General features: G+C 46.0%; 16 protein-coding genes. 4 read left to right on the top strand and 12 right to left on the bottom strand.

Annotated features, from left to right (window positions below; genetic code table 11):
• Positions 1–50: 50 nt before the first annotated feature.
• From AB3351_RS05655 to AB3351_RS05670, 4 genes are all read right to left on the bottom strand, one after another.
• Positions 51–815 carry an NRDE family protein gene (locus AB3351_RS05655; protein ID WP_371146139.1) on the bottom strand — a complete coding sequence of 255 codons (765 nt, stop codon included), beginning with the start codon at positions 813–815 and terminating at the stop codon, positions 51–53.
• Between the two features lie 46 nt (positions 816–861).
• Positions 862–1,404 carry a GNAT family N-acetyltransferase gene (locus AB3351_RS05660; protein ID WP_371146140.1) on the bottom strand — a complete coding sequence of 181 codons (543 nt, stop codon included), beginning with the start codon at positions 1,402–1,404 and terminating at the stop codon, positions 862–864.
• A gap of 38 nt (positions 1,405–1,442) precedes the next feature.
• On the bottom strand, positions 1,443–2,372 hold the full coding sequence (locus tag AB3351_RS05665) for a RecB family exonuclease (RefSeq protein WP_371146141.1): 930 nt from the start codon (positions 2,370–2,372) through the stop codon (positions 1,443–1,445).
• Between the two features lie 447 nt (positions 2,373–2,819).
• On the bottom strand, positions 2,820–3,404 hold the full coding sequence (locus tag AB3351_RS05670) for a GNAT family N-acetyltransferase (RefSeq protein ID WP_371146142.1): 585 nt from the start codon (positions 3,402–3,404) through the stop codon (positions 2,820–2,822).
• Positions 3,405–3,546: 142 nt separating this feature from the next.
• Between AB3351_RS05670 and pdxR the strand changes: the two genes are divergently transcribed.
• On the top strand, positions 3,547–4,962 hold the full coding sequence (pdxR, locus tag AB3351_RS05675; RefSeq protein ID WP_371146143.1) for a MocR-like pyridoxine biosynthesis transcription factor PdxR: 1,416 nt from the start codon (positions 3,547–3,549) through the stop codon (positions 4,960–4,962).
• Positions 4,963–4,975: 13 nt separating this feature from the next.
• Here pdxR and AB3351_RS05680 read toward each other — a convergent pair whose 3' ends face one another.
• The 5 genes from AB3351_RS05680 to AB3351_RS05700 form a co-directional block, all read right to left on the bottom strand.
• Positions 4,976–5,947, bottom strand: coding sequence for an aldo/keto reductase (locus AB3351_RS05680; RefSeq protein ID WP_371146144.1), 972 nt, complete (start codon positions 5,945–5,947; stop codon positions 4,976–4,978).
• Positions 5,948–6,275: 328 nt separating this feature from the next.
• Complete coding sequence (locus AB3351_RS05685) at positions 6,276–6,863, bottom strand: phage tail protein (RefSeq protein WP_371146145.1); 588 nt, start codon at positions 6,861–6,863, stop codon at positions 6,276–6,278.
• A 317-nt stretch (positions 6,864–7,180) separates the two neighbouring features.
• Positions 7,181–7,807, bottom strand: coding sequence for a LysE family translocator (locus tag AB3351_RS05690; RefSeq protein WP_371146146.1), 627 nt, complete (start codon positions 7,805–7,807; stop codon positions 7,181–7,183).
• A gap of 26 nt (positions 7,808–7,833) precedes the next feature.
• Entirely contained in the window at positions 7,834–9,021 is a 1,188-nt protein-coding gene (locus AB3351_RS05695) for a sigma 54-interacting transcriptional regulator (RefSeq protein ID WP_371146147.1), read from the bottom strand.
• Complete coding sequence (locus tag AB3351_RS05700) at positions 8,960–9,739, bottom strand: PrpR N-terminal domain-containing protein (protein WP_371146148.1); 780 nt, start codon at positions 9,737–9,739, stop codon at positions 8,960–8,962. Before AB3351_RS05700 ends, AB3351_RS05695 begins: the two co-directional genes overlap by 62 nt.
• 162 nt (positions 9,740–9,901) lie before the next feature.
• On the opposite strand from AB3351_RS05700, the gene AB3351_RS05705 reads away from it, so the two are divergent.
• Together AB3351_RS05705 and AB3351_RS05710 are read left to right on the top strand one after the other, a co-directional pair.
• Positions 9,902–10,306 (top strand): DUF2203 domain-containing protein, encoded by a 405-nt coding sequence (locus AB3351_RS05705; RefSeq protein WP_371146149.1) that lies wholly within the window; start codon positions 9,902–9,904, stop codon positions 10,304–10,306.
• The gene (locus AB3351_RS05710) at positions 10,299–11,078 is read left to right on the top strand and encodes a TatD family hydrolase (protein ID WP_371146150.1); all 780 of its coding nucleotides are present in this window, start codon (positions 10,299–10,301) and stop codon (positions 11,076–11,078) included. The genes AB3351_RS05705 and AB3351_RS05710 overlap by 8 nt, the downstream gene beginning before the upstream one ends.
• 14 nt (positions 11,079–11,092) lie before the next feature.
• Here the strand turns inward: AB3351_RS05710 and AB3351_RS05715 are convergent, their stop codons facing one another.
• The 3 genes from AB3351_RS05715 to rsgA all read right to left on the bottom strand — a co-directional run bounded on the left by AB3351_RS05715 (position 11,093) and on the right by rsgA (position 13,481).
• On the bottom strand, positions 11,093–11,638 hold the full coding sequence (locus AB3351_RS05715; RefSeq protein WP_371146151.1) for a GDSL-type esterase/lipase family protein: 546 nt from the start codon (positions 11,636–11,638) through the stop codon (positions 11,093–11,095).
• A gap of 53 nt (positions 11,639–11,691) precedes the next feature.
• Complete coding sequence (locus AB3351_RS05720; protein ID WP_371146152.1) at positions 11,692–12,405, bottom strand: RNA polymerase sigma factor; 714 nt, start codon at positions 12,403–12,405, stop codon at positions 11,692–11,694.
• 179 nt (positions 12,406–12,584) lie between these two features.
• Positions 12,585–13,481: a ribosome small subunit-dependent GTPase A gene (gene rsgA / locus AB3351_RS05725; protein ID WP_371146153.1), complete on the bottom strand. Its 897-nt coding sequence runs from the start codon at positions 13,479–13,481 to the stop codon at positions 12,585–12,587.
• A gap of 452 nt (positions 13,482–13,933) precedes the next feature.
• On the opposite strand from rsgA, the gene AB3351_RS05730 reads away from it, so the two are divergent.
• Entirely contained in the window at positions 13,934–15,244 is a 1,311-nt protein-coding gene (locus tag AB3351_RS05730) for an acetamidase/formamidase family protein (RefSeq protein ID WP_371146154.1), read from the top strand.
• Positions 15,245–15,248 lie beyond the last annotated feature (4 nt).

The raw sequence follows: 15,248 nt of genomic DNA on the forward strand, positions 1-15,248 counted from the left end.
TAATAAATGTGTTAAAATTAGGACGGCACACAGTATGTGGCCGCCCTTCTTCACTCCGCTGTAAAGAAAAATTGTGATTCTTCCCATTCTCTCGTTATAGGATGCAATGATTTCTCGGTGAACATAATATTATTATCGTTATCTATGGTGAAGACAGTCATAGCTCGTGTACCATACTCCTCGCTTGCAATAAATAGTGACGAAAGCAAGCGCTCCCATTCTATCCCTACACCCGTATCGGGCAACTCCTCTTCCCCTGCTTGCTCAGCATCCGCAAGAATCGTAAATAGCTCTCTTTCCCGTATGCTTTCTTGCTGCATAATGGTGCTAATTCCCTGAACGCCCTTTCGTACTTTGGGCCACGGCGTATCAAGTACGGCGTTGCTTACACCATGAATACCGGGTGTTACTTCTGTAACTTCATCAAGCAGTGGTGAGTAATAATACAATCCATTCGTATTTCCCACCAACAGATTAAATCCGTTATACTGTTCCTTGTTCTTTTGGACGAGCGTAAGATAGGCCATCGGATGTTCCTTACCCATCAAATAATCGCTGACGAGAAAACCGCGCGAAGCCGCATCCGGACGGTTGTGTTCGGGGCTGCGATAATTCGTCAATGCCGCAAACCGACCACTGCGTGTAATCCCCATCCACGTGCCGCCTTTTTCCAGATCGCGCCCCGCCAGCACATGAGGAGCATCCTCCCAGAATGCGGCCGGAGCTGTTGGACGCTGGTAAAATTCGTCACGGTTGCCTGCCAGCACGAGTTTATACCTTGGGTGAGAGCGATAAGAAAATAACAGTAAACACATCGTATGTTTTCTCCTTTGCCTGTTTCGTATGTATCAGATATGGAAGCTATTCGCTCCAATTCTCCTGGGTAAGTGCATAAATCAAGTGATCTTCCCATACGCCATGGATTCGCAGATAATATTTGGCCAAGCCTTCATAGAGAAAACCGTTTTTTTCTATGACCCGTATCGATGCCTGATTATGCGGCATCACAGCTGCCTGTAGGCGGTGAAGCTTGGCTTCTTCGAATGCGAAGCGTATAGCACACCGCAGTGCTTCTGTCATGTATCCCCTCCCGTTACAGGCTTGATCAATAAAATACCCGACGGTGCCATTCTCCCAGGCACCGCGTACAATGTTACTGATACTTAGACGTCCAATCAGTGTATCTTCTGATGCAAGATAGATTCCAAAGCTATAGCCAATCCCGGCTTTCTGACGTGCCACTGCTTCTTCAATCAAGATGCGCTGCCCGGCAATTGTAAAATATGTATCCGGTCGAATCGGTTCAAATGGTTGCAGAAAACTTCGATTTCGCAGGCAGAGGTCTAGTATCGCTTCTGTGTCCGCTTCCTCAATCAGACGCAAATAAATAGAAGGTCCCGACATGCGCAACTCAATCCTTTCTATGTGATTATAGGACGGCACTACTGTTTTTCGGGGCAGATCTGTCGGAAGTTACACATCCGACAGACAGAATCCGCACTCGCACCAGCAAACTTTTCAATGGGAAGCGGCCGATTATAATACGTATCCGCCAGATAGCTTCGCATGCTTTGCAGGCTTGCCCTGATTTTATGTCGTACCAACTCAAGGTTATCTTCTGTCGGTACGCTGCGTACGCACTGTCCATCCAGCAGGTATTCTGTCCGAACTTCGATAAGGGAAAGCGGTACACCGTAATATTCGTGAAGATACAGAGCATAGAGCCAGAGCTGTTCTTCGTTTTTCTCCGCTATTTTTCCTGTTTTCCAGTCCGCGATTACATACGTTCCATCTGCTCGTCGATAGAGTGCATCAAGCTTGACATAGATTTTCTCATCATCCACGATAAAATCGTTGAGTTTCTCTACTTCCAGCAGAGTGACATGTTCAATATCCTGCATCTCCTGTAAACTTTCACTTGTAAGTAGATGCTCTACACAACCAGTAATTCGAGCACTGACTGCTTCGATGCGGTCATGCGGCAGTTCCCCTTCGTAATACATCTCGTGAAGCATTGTGTATTGCTTCGGATATCCCCACCATTCCTCTCGCTTTTTTGATTCTTGATAGGCACTGTTTAACATGCGTCGTATGTATGTAATGATGGTATCCGGTGTCGGATATGCCTGTTTGGTTTCATGTAGGGCGATAAGCTTCTGTGCGGCGGTATGCACGGCGTCTCCAAGCACCAAATATAGATTGGTTAGCTTTTTCAGACGATAGGCGGTCTGCGCTTCCTGCGACGCGGTCAGTAGCCATCCTCCGTGAGACATATAATAATGATAAAAATATTGCCTTTTGCAGGAATGAAACATCTGATCACGCGACAGGGACCACGACCACTGCGGGTACGGCTGTGTATGATAGGACATAGGCACTCTCCTCTCATTTGCCAATCTCGCCTTTTGTATCCTGTATTCTCAGTATAATACAAAGTACCACCACAGCTACAGACTGAAGGTTATGTAATCATATAGTATGGCATAAAAAGAAAAAGAATCGGATACTAACTCGTTCTCTTGTTACTAAAATAAACATATGTTTAAAAATTAAACGTATTTTGTTTCGATATGAAACGGAATAATTGTTTATTTATAAAACAATATTTTTGAGCATTTGTTAAGGTTGATGATGTAGGTTTCTTTGATGTGCCCAAAGTAAAAAGTAAATAAGCCATAGCAGTGTTCAAGCATCTTACTTAGTCAAAGTTATCCAGCATAAAGATGATCCCTCCCCTGTCAAATAAGCATAGACGATAAGCCAAGCCGTATATACAGCCTGTATTCACTATGTAGTGGATGCAGGCTGTTTTGTGTTGGTTATTTTTTTAAGAGGTGCTGCAGTCTTACTTTAACTGCATCCCATTCCTGAGCAATAATACTGTAGTAAACCGAATCACGAATGTAGCCATCGGGTAAAATGCGGTGATTTCGCCGTACACCCTCTTTGACGGCTCCTAGTCTTTCAATGGCACGCTGGGAACGGATGTTGCGGGCATCTGTTTTAAATTCTACGCGTATGGTTGATAAGGTCCCAAAGCAATGGTGCAGCAGCAAATATTTGCATTCGGTGTTAATAGAAGTACGCCAAACAGTTGGATGATACCATGTCCATCCAATTTCAAGCGTACGATTAGCCTGAGAGACGTTCAAAAACCGGCTGCTTCCTACAATCTTTCCTGTATTCTGATCAACAATGACAAACGGAAATTCTTCGCCCCGCCCTCTAGCAGCCAGTGCCTCATCCACAAGCCGCTTCATATCATTCATTGTCTCTATCTTATACGGCATATAGGTCCATATTTGCGCATTGTTTCCAGCTTCAAATAGTCCTTCCATATGATCCGTGTGCATTGGTACAAGCTTAGCGCGCCTCCCGGTTAATTCAGTTATCATGCAATCCAAAGCCCTTCCTCCTTCTTCCTTCGTTTTCTGTATTTTTTTCAAAGTTTCCTGTATTCTCAGTATAAAGAAATCATTGGCCTCATAAAAAGTGCCAGTTTCTTTGTTTTTTATAGTGCCAGATTGAGATGGAAGGTGAAGAGGCATGCTGGAGTTGACGCCTGCATTGGATAGCAGTAAGGAAGAGCCGCTCTACATCCAATTGTACGAATATATTCGAGGAGAAATACAAAACGGAAACATAACACCCAAAAGCAAGTTACCCTCTCAGCGCAAATTAGCCGATTATTTAAAGGTCAGCCGCAATACAATTGACGCTGCGTACCAGCAGCTGCTAGCGGAAGGGTACATTCAAAGCGAAGCACGAAGGGGCCTTTTCGTTGTAGAGTTAAAGCATGAGCTTTTTACAACAAGCGGTAACGAGAAGAATACGATCGTGCGCGAGAAGCATAGCGCATGGGACAAGCAGTCGCCGAGCATCCGTTATGATTTTAGTCAAGGTCACATCGATCTTGTTCATTTTCCGTATGAGATATGGCGTAAATTAACTGCACACACTCTCTATGCTGATCACAGCCACCTGTTTCTTAGCGGTGATCCCCAGGGAGAGTTTCCCTTGCGTAGTCACATTGCCGAATATCTTTATGAATCCAGAGGCGTTCGATGCACGGCCGAGCACATTGTAATCGGTGCAGGAACACAGTACTTGCTTAGCCTTCTGTGCTCCATGATTGAAAAAGACATATCGTATGCTTTAGAGGAGCCTGGCTTTCATCGGGTACGATTTGTGTTAAAGGATTGCGGCATTGAAGTGAAGTCGATCCCGCTTGATAAAAAGGGCATCCGTGTTGCCGAATTAAGAAAAAGCGAAGCGGGCGTTGCGTATGTGACACCTTCTCACCAATTTCCTAGCGGCACGATTATGCCGATATCTAGACGGATGGAATTAATTGAGTGGGCAGAAGAAAATAACGGGATGATTATCGAGGATGACTATGATGGTGAGTTTCGTTACCAGGGAAAGCCGATTCCTTCTCTCCAAGGACTTGATCCGCATGGCAACGTGGTGTATCTAGGTACGTTTTCTAAATCGCTGATTCCCTCGATCCGCTTAAGCTATATGGTTTTACCATCGGCGCTGCTGGCGTGCTATCGCGAGCGGCATATGCTGTATAAACAAACGGTATCACGGCTTCATCAGCACACCCTGTCACTTTTTATGGAGCAGGGCCACTGGGGGCGGCATATTAACCGTATGCGTACTATTTATAAAAAACGGCGGGCCACGCTGCTTTTCGCCATTCGCAATATTATGGGAGAACACATCCGTATTATTGGGGCAGATGCAGGCCTGCATGTTTTATTGGAACCAAGCAATGGAATGTCTGAGATGGAGCTGATTGCTTCAGCCGAACGAGAAGGAGTGAAAGTCTATCCTGTCTCAATCTACTATGACACCCCTCCCCCATTCCTGAAACCAAGAGTTCTGCTTGGCTTTGGCGGATTGGAAGAGAATGCGATACAGGAAGGGATTCGCTTACTCCACCGTGCTTGGTTTTAGTAACTTCATATTTTTATAAGTCCTCTAACATAGAATCCGAGACATCAAAATCGCCGACGATTTGACTTGAGATGGTATCGATTCTCCTTAGATCCTCTTCAGTTAGTGTAATTTCCAATGCTTTGATGTTCTCGTGCAGATAGCGCCTTCTTTTCGTACCGGGGATTGGAACAATATCATCGCCTTGCATGATCACCCAGGCAAGAGCGATCTGAGAAGCTGCTGCCCCCTTCTCTTTTGCAATCTGTTCAAGCTCTAACACAAGTTCAAGATTTTTCTTGAAGTTTTGACCTTGGAATCGTGTAAAGGAACGCCTGATATCATCTAAAGCAAAATCTTCATAGCGTGTAATCTGCCCTGTGAGAAATCCTTTTCCAAGCGGGCTATACGGTACAATACCAATTCCGAGCTTGCGTGTAGTTGGCAGTACGGATTCAATTTCACGGCTCCATAAAGAATACTCTGATTGTAACGCTGTAATTGGATGAATGTCATTGGCGCGAACGACGTCATCCGCTTCTACATTAGAGAGCCCGAGAAAGCGAACCTTCCCCTCTTTGACCAATTCACTCATAGCTCCTATCGTTTCTTCAATCGGAACAGCAGGATCAGGCATGTGTTGATAATACAGATCAATGTAGTCCATACCAAGTCTGCGTAGGCTTCCTTCGATCGCTTCTCTTACATATTCGGGACGGCCATTCATTCCAAGTATCGACCCTTGCTTATCACGGACAACGCCAAACTTGGTAGCAACAATAGCTTGAGAACGCCGATCTTTTAACGCTTTGCCTATGAGGGTTTCATTCGATCCGTTAATCCCGTACATATCCGCTGTATCAAAGAAATTTACCCCAGAATCCAATGCCGAGTGAATGGTTGCAATGGATTCGTTCTCATCTATGGCGCCATAGAATTCTGACATTCCCATACATCCAAGCCCGAGTGCTGAGACTTCTAACTGCCCAATCTTTCGTTTTTGCAAAGTCATTCTCCTTATCATGTTTGGTTTTTTATGGAGGAGGTCTTATATGAGACATAAAAAATATATGGGAAAAACCAAAAAAAGAATAGACTTTTTCTTTAGAATAAGGTAGTCTGATGATAAGTTATGCCAATGTGAATTTATTACAATATACATACGTTATGATATAAGTAAAAGGCCCTGCAGCGCTTAACTGAACGCTGCAGGGCCCTTTTGGTATAGATAACTCTTGTAGGCTTTCTGCCAAGAAAGCCTTTACTTGTCTAAGTAGAATTCTTGTATTAACGCGACTTGCAGACACACTGTGAGATTACTATATATTCAAACATTAGGGGCGCTGTGGATACAGCCCATTTACACAAATGATGTAATTGATAACTTGGTACGGCTGTACATTATTGAACGGTTGGCCAGTGCCGGCTACCGACGTCGTTCCACTGACCGCAGCTGTCGAGCTCATTGTTGCCGTCATCATCGTAGGCGCATTCGTGTTATAAATGTTCGCCACGTCACCTGTTGAGTCTTTGGCCACCGAAAGACTTGTGTTCGCAGCAGGCGTATTGGTCGTCGGTGCATCAGTATTCGCAGGTGCTCCAATGTTTACATGTACGTTTCCAGAGAAAGTATGGTTGTGTGCTGGAAGCTGGGTGGTGGTAAGCGTTGTTTTCTCAGTACCTCCTTGACTACCAATGACAAAGTTAGTGCCACCTGGTTGCTGCCCCATCCCAACAGGAACCCGGCCACGCAAGTCCGGCAAATTAAAAGTAGTGGTGGCATTGCCACCGTACGTGACGCCAATCAAGGAATACAATACTTGATATTGTTGTATGTTTAATGCTCGACCGTCACATGGCAACCAATCCACTGGTGCCCAGTTTAATGCCCACGGCAAAATCGTCCCAACATAAGCTTCCATTTTTACTCATCCCCTTTTTAAACTAAAGTAGCCACATAAAAATAAAATATAGCCTTTTAAAAATATACAAATCTATCCTATTACACCCCGTTCATGAAATTTGCTTAGCATAGACGCTTGTTGCATATTCTTTTAGCTATTCCTTCATCTTATCAACTTGTTCTAAACATTTTCTGAACAAATGATAAAATCCTATACATGACACTCTCAATTCCATTGCGCAGACTTTAGATGTTACACTTAAGTATTGAATCTATGGCTATTTTTCAGAGGTTTTTTGTGCTTCTTTTTCGATATGGGCGTGATCTTTCATCGCGTCATCGACTTTGAAAGGCAACTTTTAGACCGAGTCCAATATAGATGGCGCCCACAATTTTGCCGCTCCAGCGGCCAAGCCAGGATATTCGCTTGACCAACCGCCCCAGCATGCGAACGCTCACCGCAATAAAGGTTGTATAAACCACACCTAGCAGCGAAAAGAGCAAGCCGAGGATTAGGAATTGAAGAAAGGCAGCCCCTTGTTCCGGATGCACAAACTGCGGCAAAAAGGCTAAAAAGAAAAGAGCGGTTTTTGGATTAAGTACTTCCACTACAATTGCCTGGCGATACGTCTGCAGCGCTGTTGCAGGAGAAACAGTGGAGAGTTGCGGGTCCACGGGCTTTTCCAATATCGCACGAATGCCGAGGTAAAGAAGATAAGCAGCCCCAGCAAATTTGACAAAGTTGAAAGCGAGCGCAGATGTCATCAAAATGGCAGAAAGACCTACTGCCGCAAATAAAGTATGAATAAAATCACCGGTCGCGATGCCAAGACCGGCCATCACCCCTGCTTTTCTCCCCCCTTGAACGGTACGGGTGGCAGTAAGCAGAACCGCAGGCCCCGGTATTAAAAATAACCCAAGCACGATAAGTATAAAAGTGCTCAAGGTAGAAAGAGTAAACATTGTATTCCCCCTATTGTATGGTTAGTCTATGTCTGCTCGGTTGCCTCTTTTACTTTGCGCCATAAAGTGGTGCGGTTGATACCAAGCCGCTTGGCCGTCTGTGATTGGTTGTTGTTTTCTTCCTCTAGGACGCGCAGGATAATCTCAGTCTCCAACTCTTCCAATGTTTTTCCGGCGATATCGATTTCCTGCCCTGTATGTTGGATAGCTTCCCTTTTGCTGCTGTCGGTTCCTTTCTTTGTTTCCATAGGATCGGTTGCTGCAATGGGAGGCTTTGGTGCAGGCGGTGGAGTAAATACATCTTCAAGAACGTCCTGTACGGCCTCTAGCGCAATGAACGGCCCATTTCCTGCCTGGCAGATTTTTTCGACCGCATCCTGCAGTTGCTCCACGTTGCCCGGCCATTCCTCAGTGGTGAGTCGGTTCATCAATTCCGGGCGCAGTCCGACAATTTGCTTTCCTTCTCTCATATTATACGACACAATGAACCACCGGATAAGCTCAGGAATATCTTCTTTTCGTTTGCGTAGCGGTGGCACACGGAGCGAACCACCGTTTAAGAGATGATAGAGATCCTCTCTAAATATGCCCGCTTCGACTTCTAGCTTCAGATCCCGCGTATGGGATGTAAGTATGCGAGGGTGAACTTTTGCTACGTGAGGTTGCTCGCTTTGTTCGATTTTTTTGATCTGTAGGAGTCGAGTGAGCTTATCCTGCAGTCCGACTGGCAGATGGCCAATATTTTTAAGGTATACCGTGCCTCCACGTGCTGCAGCAAACAGATTCGTATCATTATCTACAGTAAATAAACCATAATCTGTTTGATTCTCCTTGAGCAAATCGCACTCAAGTACAAGAAACGGCTGTTTTTGTCGGCTGCCTTCGTTATGGATCGCTTCAGCGAAGCTTTGTTTTCCGACACCTCGTTCGCCGTATAAACATACCGGAGCTTCGTGATTGCTAAACAGACGTGCTGTCTCGATTTGTACTTGCATGCTTTGTGTTCCTGCGATCAAACGGGTAAAGTGCGCCTGTTCCTGTGCTGGAATCTCAGTGAGCTGCTGTGTTCCTTCTCGCGCTGTCTGTACTTTCTTTAGTACAGTGATCGAACCAATGCGCTGTTCATTCTGAAACAACGGCTTGCTTTGCACTTCAATGGTCTGATTTGCAATGGTGGTCGTTCCTTGAATGATCCCATCCGCCCCCCTTTTCAAATTGCAACAACCAATCCGAGAATTCACTCGTTTCTAAATTAATCATATGGCGAGCTTTTTTGTTTAATAATACAACATTTTCTTTTGCATCGGAAATAATGGTAGCTTCGGAGTGTTCCTCGACGGCTATTTTTATTATAGGATCAACCTGCGCTGTGGATGAGGCATAGTGTGCGAGCCGTTCTGCTTCATACAGGGAAGCTACTACTGCTTCTTTACCGGGAGTTAGAGCGAGCGTATTTAATCCGTAGCTGACTGCGGCAGCTTGTTCAACGGTATCGCTAATGAGAGCTTGCACTCCACTTTCCGCTGCTTTTTGCAACAAAGAAGAACTTTCTTCTCCAGCCTTAATTGAGAACAAAGCGAGCGGGATATTGAGGAGCATACTAATCGTTTCTGCACCTTCAACCATTGTTGGTGTGCCGATCACGCCTATTTTTCCGGGAAAGCCCTGAAGAAGAAGTAATGTACGAAGTATATCGTAACCGGACGTTTGAATGGTTACAAGCGGAAGATGGCAGTGCTGCGCAAGATGGTGAGCGATAGCCCCATAACTGATGAGTACATCAATGCCTTCCTTCTCTTTTTCCTGAACGATTGCGAGTGCGTTAGCAACTTGTCCTACTTCAATATGAATCTCGCTTTTCATTGTAGCGCGCGCTTCAAGAAATAATTCCTTCAACCCTGAAGAAGGAACGATGACTACTATTTTTGCCATGAAGTACCTCCTTGTTTATAATTGCATCGCATTGTTGAATTTCGCTACAAATAGTGTACGTAATTATTAGAACATATGCAAGCCAAACTCTTTAAATAGCAAGTTACGCAGTGTTACGATCATGAGGTTTTTAGGTATAATACATGCGAGGAGGTATGGAATATGTCGAAACAATTTTTTACTGTAGAAGAAGCGAATGCCCTTCTTCCTGTGATTCGTCAAGAGATTGCCTTTCTGCAGAATGTTCGCAATGAATTTCGGCAGAAGTATTTAGAGTTGACTACGTATAAAAGACGTAAAGAACAACAGACGTCCATTAATATAGAAGATGAATATGTGTTTACGATGGAAAGCGGGTTAGAGTTTTTGGAGATGCAGGCGCAGATGCATGTCAGCAACATTCGCGCGCACGGTGCACAGCTTAAGGAAATTGATCCTGGATTGGTTGATTTTCCTGCGGTGATGAATGGTGAGGAAGTGCTGTTGTGCTGGCGGGAAGGCGAAGAGTCGATTACGCACTACCATGGACTCTATGAGGGGTTCGCCGGGCGGAAAGAGATTGAATAAGCAGTTGGTTGATAGTCATATCCATCTTGATCAGTATTCGGACTCTGATATGGATCGATATATTGCAGAGTGGTATGAGGCTGGTATTGTGGGAGTTGTAGCGGTTGCGACGGACCTTTCTTCTGCCTATCGTACGCTTGCGCTAAAACAACGGTACCCTGATTTCGTGTATGCGGCGCTCGGATTTCATCCGGAGCAGCTCCTCCCCTCTTCCTCTGAGGTGACCGAACTTGTGGATTTACTATATAGGGAGCGGCAGATGATTCATGCGATTGGTGAGGTTGGTTTGCCTCATTATGTGGCAGAAGCGGTCGAGCAGATAGACGAGCATGCGGAGTGCTTGAGTGGATTTGCGGCGCTTGCGGCTGAATTGGATGTGCCGCTTGTTCTGCATGCTGTGCATGATAAAGCGGCACATGCTCTTTCGATCGTACGTGCGCAAGGTGTACGTAAAGCGCATTTTCATTGGTTAAAAGCACCGGATGCTGTAGTCGATGAGGTTGTTGGACATGGCTACTTTATTTCCGTAACTCCGGAAGTATGTTATCGTGAGCGGGATCGACAGCTTGTGCGGCGGGTTCCGCCGTCCCAACTGTTGTTGGAGACGGATGGGCCCTGGCCGTATAACGGGCCGTTTTTGAATCAGAAGACGACTCCGCTTCTGCTTTGGCAGACTGCGGCTGCGGTAGCTACGATATACGATGTATCTACAGAACAGGTTGCGGCTTGGAGCATGCGTGGGATACAACGATTATATGGTGCAATCACATGATCTGATATGCTTGATTATAAGAACTTCTTGCAGGCAGTAATGGCAACCTCCGCCATTTTCTCATAACCCTTCCGTGACGGATGGCAGCCGTCCGTATCGTACATGCCTTCTAGGCGTCCCGTTTGCGGATTGCGCAGCGGCTCGTAGAAGTCGATTAGCGGCAGATGATTTTCTTCCGCAAATTTTTTCAGCCATGCCCGATATCCTAAAAGGAGCGCTTCGGCATCCGATTCCTGCACAGGGGGTGGCAGACACACAATAAGTGTAACAGGCGCCTCTCCTTCCGTAATTTGTGCCGCAATCGCGGTGATGTTGCGCTGTAAATCCTGTAGCGTAACTCCCTGATAGGCGTCATTGGTTCCTCCAAGCAGAAGTACGATATCGGGCTGCTCTGCCATCACTTGCGGCACACGCCGCAGCATTTGTTCCGTGGTCTCACCGTTGATCCCCATATTTATGTATTCATATCCTAGTTTTTCGCCAAGAATGGTGAGCCAGGAATCACTGGGGCCGCTTGGATACCCCCACGTAATGGAATCTCCTAGTCCAACTAGCTTCACGATGATTACCTCCTCTATTACTGTCTATGTTCGTACCTTCATTATACAGGCTATTAAGCGGCCATTTGCATAGTATGCTGATGTATAGGATGAGCATGCCAGAGCTGTTCGTTTTGGACAAGTCCAATTGCCATAGCAGGCTCAACCCCATCCTGCTGAGCAAGCTGCACCAGTCTTGTAATATCTCCTGTTTGGTAGGCGGCGGCAAGCGCCCGTAAAAATACTTGCAATCCTTCTTCTTCAGGCAGCGGCACTTCTTCTTTCTCAAGCTCATCTTGAACAGAGAGAAGCGCATGGCGCGCCCGGTGCAGAGCCGCTTTCGCTGCCCCTTCTGTTGTCTTGAGCATACGGGCTGTCTCCGCGCTCGAATATCCGAATACATTGCGCAATAAAAAGACGGCTCGCTGCAGAGGTGACAAATGCTTCATTAAGGCTTGAAACGTCCTCTCGATTTCAAAGGACCCATGATCTGCGGGTATCACTTCTACCCTCTCCTGCTGTAAGATCTGTGCCAGGCGGTTCTTCCTTCGTGACTGGTCAATCCATGTATTCTTTGCAATCCGCAGCAAAAACGCTTCGGGATTCGCATGCCTGAAAATGATATCCGTGCGGAGCGCCTTAAGCCAGGTCTCCTGCACAAGGTCCTCGGCATCCCAATGAGACCCTGTGATGGCTAAGCAGTAGCGGTTCAATGCGGATTGCAGCTGTTCCAGATTTTTCACTTCTGTCCTACTCCTTGCATTTTCTAACGGGTACGCTGTATTCATCCGGCACTCTCCTTTTCTTTTTACCATATCATACTTGTTGACAATCTATAAGACGGACGTGTGAAGACATTGTCTCCCTATTCATATAAACGAATACCTCAATAAAAAGGATACGCAACAAAAAAGCCAAAACCGATTTTCTTAGCATAGCAAGCAATCGGTTTTGGCTCCTCTAGATGTTACCGTTTTTTATAATATTGTTTTTGCCATTTACTGATATGCTTCGTCTTTTGCTTTTCTGCCCAGGCGAGCGAAGTATCCTGCTTTCTTTGTGCAAAAAGAAGTTCGCGCTGCAGTTTCCGGTAGCTATCCAATCGCTGCTGTGACATAGTCCCTGCGGCCAGACCCGCTTGTACGGCACAATCCGGTTCCGTCTCGTGCGTGCAATCTTTAAACCGGCATTGCTGGGCCAGCTCCTCAATATCATAGAATGTACTTCCTAATCCTTCCGCAGCATCCCATAGCTGCAGTTCACGCATTCCCGGCGTATCGATCACCATCGCACCTGTAGGCAGCAAGAAAAGCTCTTTATGTGTGGTTGTGTGTCGACCGCGGTCATCCCCTTCACGCACGTCTATCGTTTTTTGAGCACTAGATTTAAGCAAGGAATTCAATAAAGAAGACTTCCCTACTCCGGATGAACCGATGAAGGCTGCGGTCTTTCCTTCCTGCAGATAAGGCTGTAGATGCTCTATCCCCTCCCTAGTCACATTGCTTAAGGGGATAATAGGCACACCATATGCGATGTTATTCACCTCATATACTCTTTCATCTACATTCATGCAGAGATCTTTTTTTGTGAGCACAATGATCGGCTGCGCCCCGCTATCATAAGCCGTCACAAGATAGCGCTCTAGGCGTCTGATGTTGAAGTCTAGATGTAAGCCCATTAGTAAGAATATATAATCAATGTTTGTTGCAACAACCTGTTGTTCCGTTTTTGTTCCGGCGGCTTGTCTGCTAACGATTGTTTTTCGCGGCAGAACCTTGTGGATGACTCCTTTATTTTCTTCTGGAATCATCGTCAACTGCACCCAGTCTCCCACTACAGGATAATGATCGGCTAGTACATTCACATGCATAAATTTACCGGATACTTTGGCTTCATACTCTTGTATCCCATCAAAAACACGATAGAGATGCTTATGCTGCAGAATAACTCTGCCGATGATGGTATTTTTATTATCAAAAACGGGAATGTCCTCATTCAGCCTATTTTTTGTATATTCATTTTGTCCTCCTGTTTTAAATAGAAGGACTGAAAAAACGAACAGTTATTTGTTTTTCCATCCTTCTAAGGGTCTATTGTTGTTGAGGATATGGAATACAATCTGCATCATTACCACTCCATTCTGTAAAAGTTGGTTTTATTATACATTTCCAAAATGAATATTGTCTATACTATTGCAAAACGCTCTTGATCATGCCGTCAGCGTATAATTCGATTGCTACCTACCTATAGTAAGAGGGGATTTGCCGTTCTGTATCTACATAGTCAGAATACTTATGAGAAAAAGGAGGAAATATGATGAGCCAAGCTAAAGCCTGCGAAACCGTATTCGTGAACACATTTACGAATGGTCTGCTTGATCCTTCTCAACCGATGTTGGGTCCTGTACAAGATGGGGGACACATCGTCGCCAATACGACACCCGGATGCTGGGGTCCGATGATTACCCCCAGTCTTCGCGGCGGTCATGAAGTAACAAAGCCGGTCTATGTTGAAGGAGCGGAGGTTGGAGATGCGATAGCGATCCGCATTAAGTCTATTCGGATCACGTCTCTTGCGACCGCTTCAGGCAATGATAAAACAATGGAGGGCCGCTTTGTGGGCGATCCGTTTGTCGCAGCGAAGTGTCCTTCCTGCGGCATCTCGCATCCAGAGACAAGGATTGAAGGCATCGGACCTACATCCATTCGCTGTGCCGCATGCGGTGCGGATGCTGCCCCTTTTCTATTTACGCATGGCTATACGATGACGTTTGATGCGAACAATGAAATCGGTATTACGCTGCATCAAGAAGCAGCCGAGAAAATAGCTGGCCAGGGAAAGAAATACATGGCTACGCCTGCTCACTCTGTACAAAACCCGGTCGTTACATTTGCGCCGAGTGATCTTGTTGGAGCCATCGCGAGGGTCCGTCCATTTCTAGGTCAATTAGGTACGACGCCCTCGCGTGTGCTGCCAGACTCGCACAACGCGGGTGATTTTGGTACGTTTCTAATCGGAGCTTCTCATGACTATGCTGTGACAGCAGAAGAATTGGAAAGTCGAACAGATGGCCATATGGACATCAATCGTGTGCGGGAAGATGCGATACTGATCTGTCCGGTAAAGGTTCCAGGCGGCGGCGTCTATCTTGGTGATATGCATGCGATGCAGGGGAATGGAGAAATTGCTGGACATACGGCCGATGTGGCGGGGATTGTCACTCTGCAAGTACATGTATTAAAAGGCGTCTCGATTGAAGGTCCCGTTTTACTTCCGGTAGAAGAGGATCTTCCCTATCTAGCGAAGCCGATCACACAGGACGAGAAAGAAAAGGCGCTTCGGTTGGCGGGGAATTGGGGGCTTACGCAGATAGAGGAAACGGCACCGATTTCTTTCATCGGGACGGGTGCCAACTTGAATCAAGCTACAGAAAATGGCCTGCAAAGAGCGGCCGACGCCTTGGGTATGACGGTCCCTGAAGTGATGAACCGAGCAACGATTACCGGCTCGATTGATGTGGGGCGCCATCCGGGTGTTGTTACGGTGACCTTCCTCGCGCCGGTTGACCGTCTTGAGAAGATGGGCATTGCAGATCTGGTTCGGGAACAGTATCATCTAACGAAGTAAGATA

It is taken from the genome of Aneurinibacillus sp. REN35 (assembly GCF_041379945.2).
In the GTDB taxonomy this organism is placed as follows: domain Bacteria; phylum Bacillota; class Bacilli; order Aneurinibacillales; family Aneurinibacillaceae; genus Aneurinibacillus.

What these genes read in the sequence shown, in the direction of transcription:
- AB3351_RS05720 (WP_371146152.1), bottom strand. Translation starts at nt 12,405, where the DNA reads ATGAATACAGCGTACCCGTTAGAAAATGCAAGGAGTAGGACAGAAGTG.
- AB3351_RS05705 (WP_371146149.1), top strand. Translation starts at nt 9,902, where the DNA reads ATGTCGAAACAATTTTTTACTGTAGAAGAAGCGAATGCCCTTCTTCCT.
- AB3351_RS05685 (WP_371146145.1), bottom strand. Translation starts at nt 6,863, where the DNA reads ATGGAAGCTTATGTTGGGACGATTTTGCCGTGGGCATTAAACTGGGCA.
- AB3351_RS05660 (WP_371146140.1), bottom strand. Translation starts at nt 1,404, where the DNA reads ATGTCGGGACCTTCTATTTATTTGCGTCTGATTGAGGAAGCGGACACA.
- AB3351_RS05700 (WP_371146148.1), bottom strand. Translation starts at nt 9,739, where the DNA reads ATGGCAAAAATAGTAGTCATCGTTCCTTCTTCAGGGTTGAAGGAATTA.
- pdxR (WP_371146143.1), top strand. Translation starts at nt 3,547, where the DNA reads ATGCTGGAGTTGACGCCTGCATTGGATAGCAGTAAGGAAGAGCCGCTC.
- AB3351_RS05690 (WP_371146146.1), bottom strand. Translation starts at nt 7,807, where the DNA reads ATGTTTACTCTTTCTACCTTGAGCACTTTTATACTTATCGTGCTTGGG.
- AB3351_RS05655 (WP_371146139.1), bottom strand. Translation starts at nt 815, where the DNA reads ATGTGTTTACTGTTATTTTCTTATCGCTCTCACCCAAGGTATAAACTC.
- AB3351_RS05665 (WP_371146141.1), bottom strand. Translation starts at nt 2,372, where the DNA reads ATGTCCTATCATACACAGCCGTACCCGCAGTGGTCGTGGTCCCTGTCG.
- AB3351_RS05730 (WP_371146154.1), top strand. Translation starts at nt 13,934, where the DNA reads ATGAGCCAAGCTAAAGCCTGCGAAACCGTATTCGTGAACACATTTACG.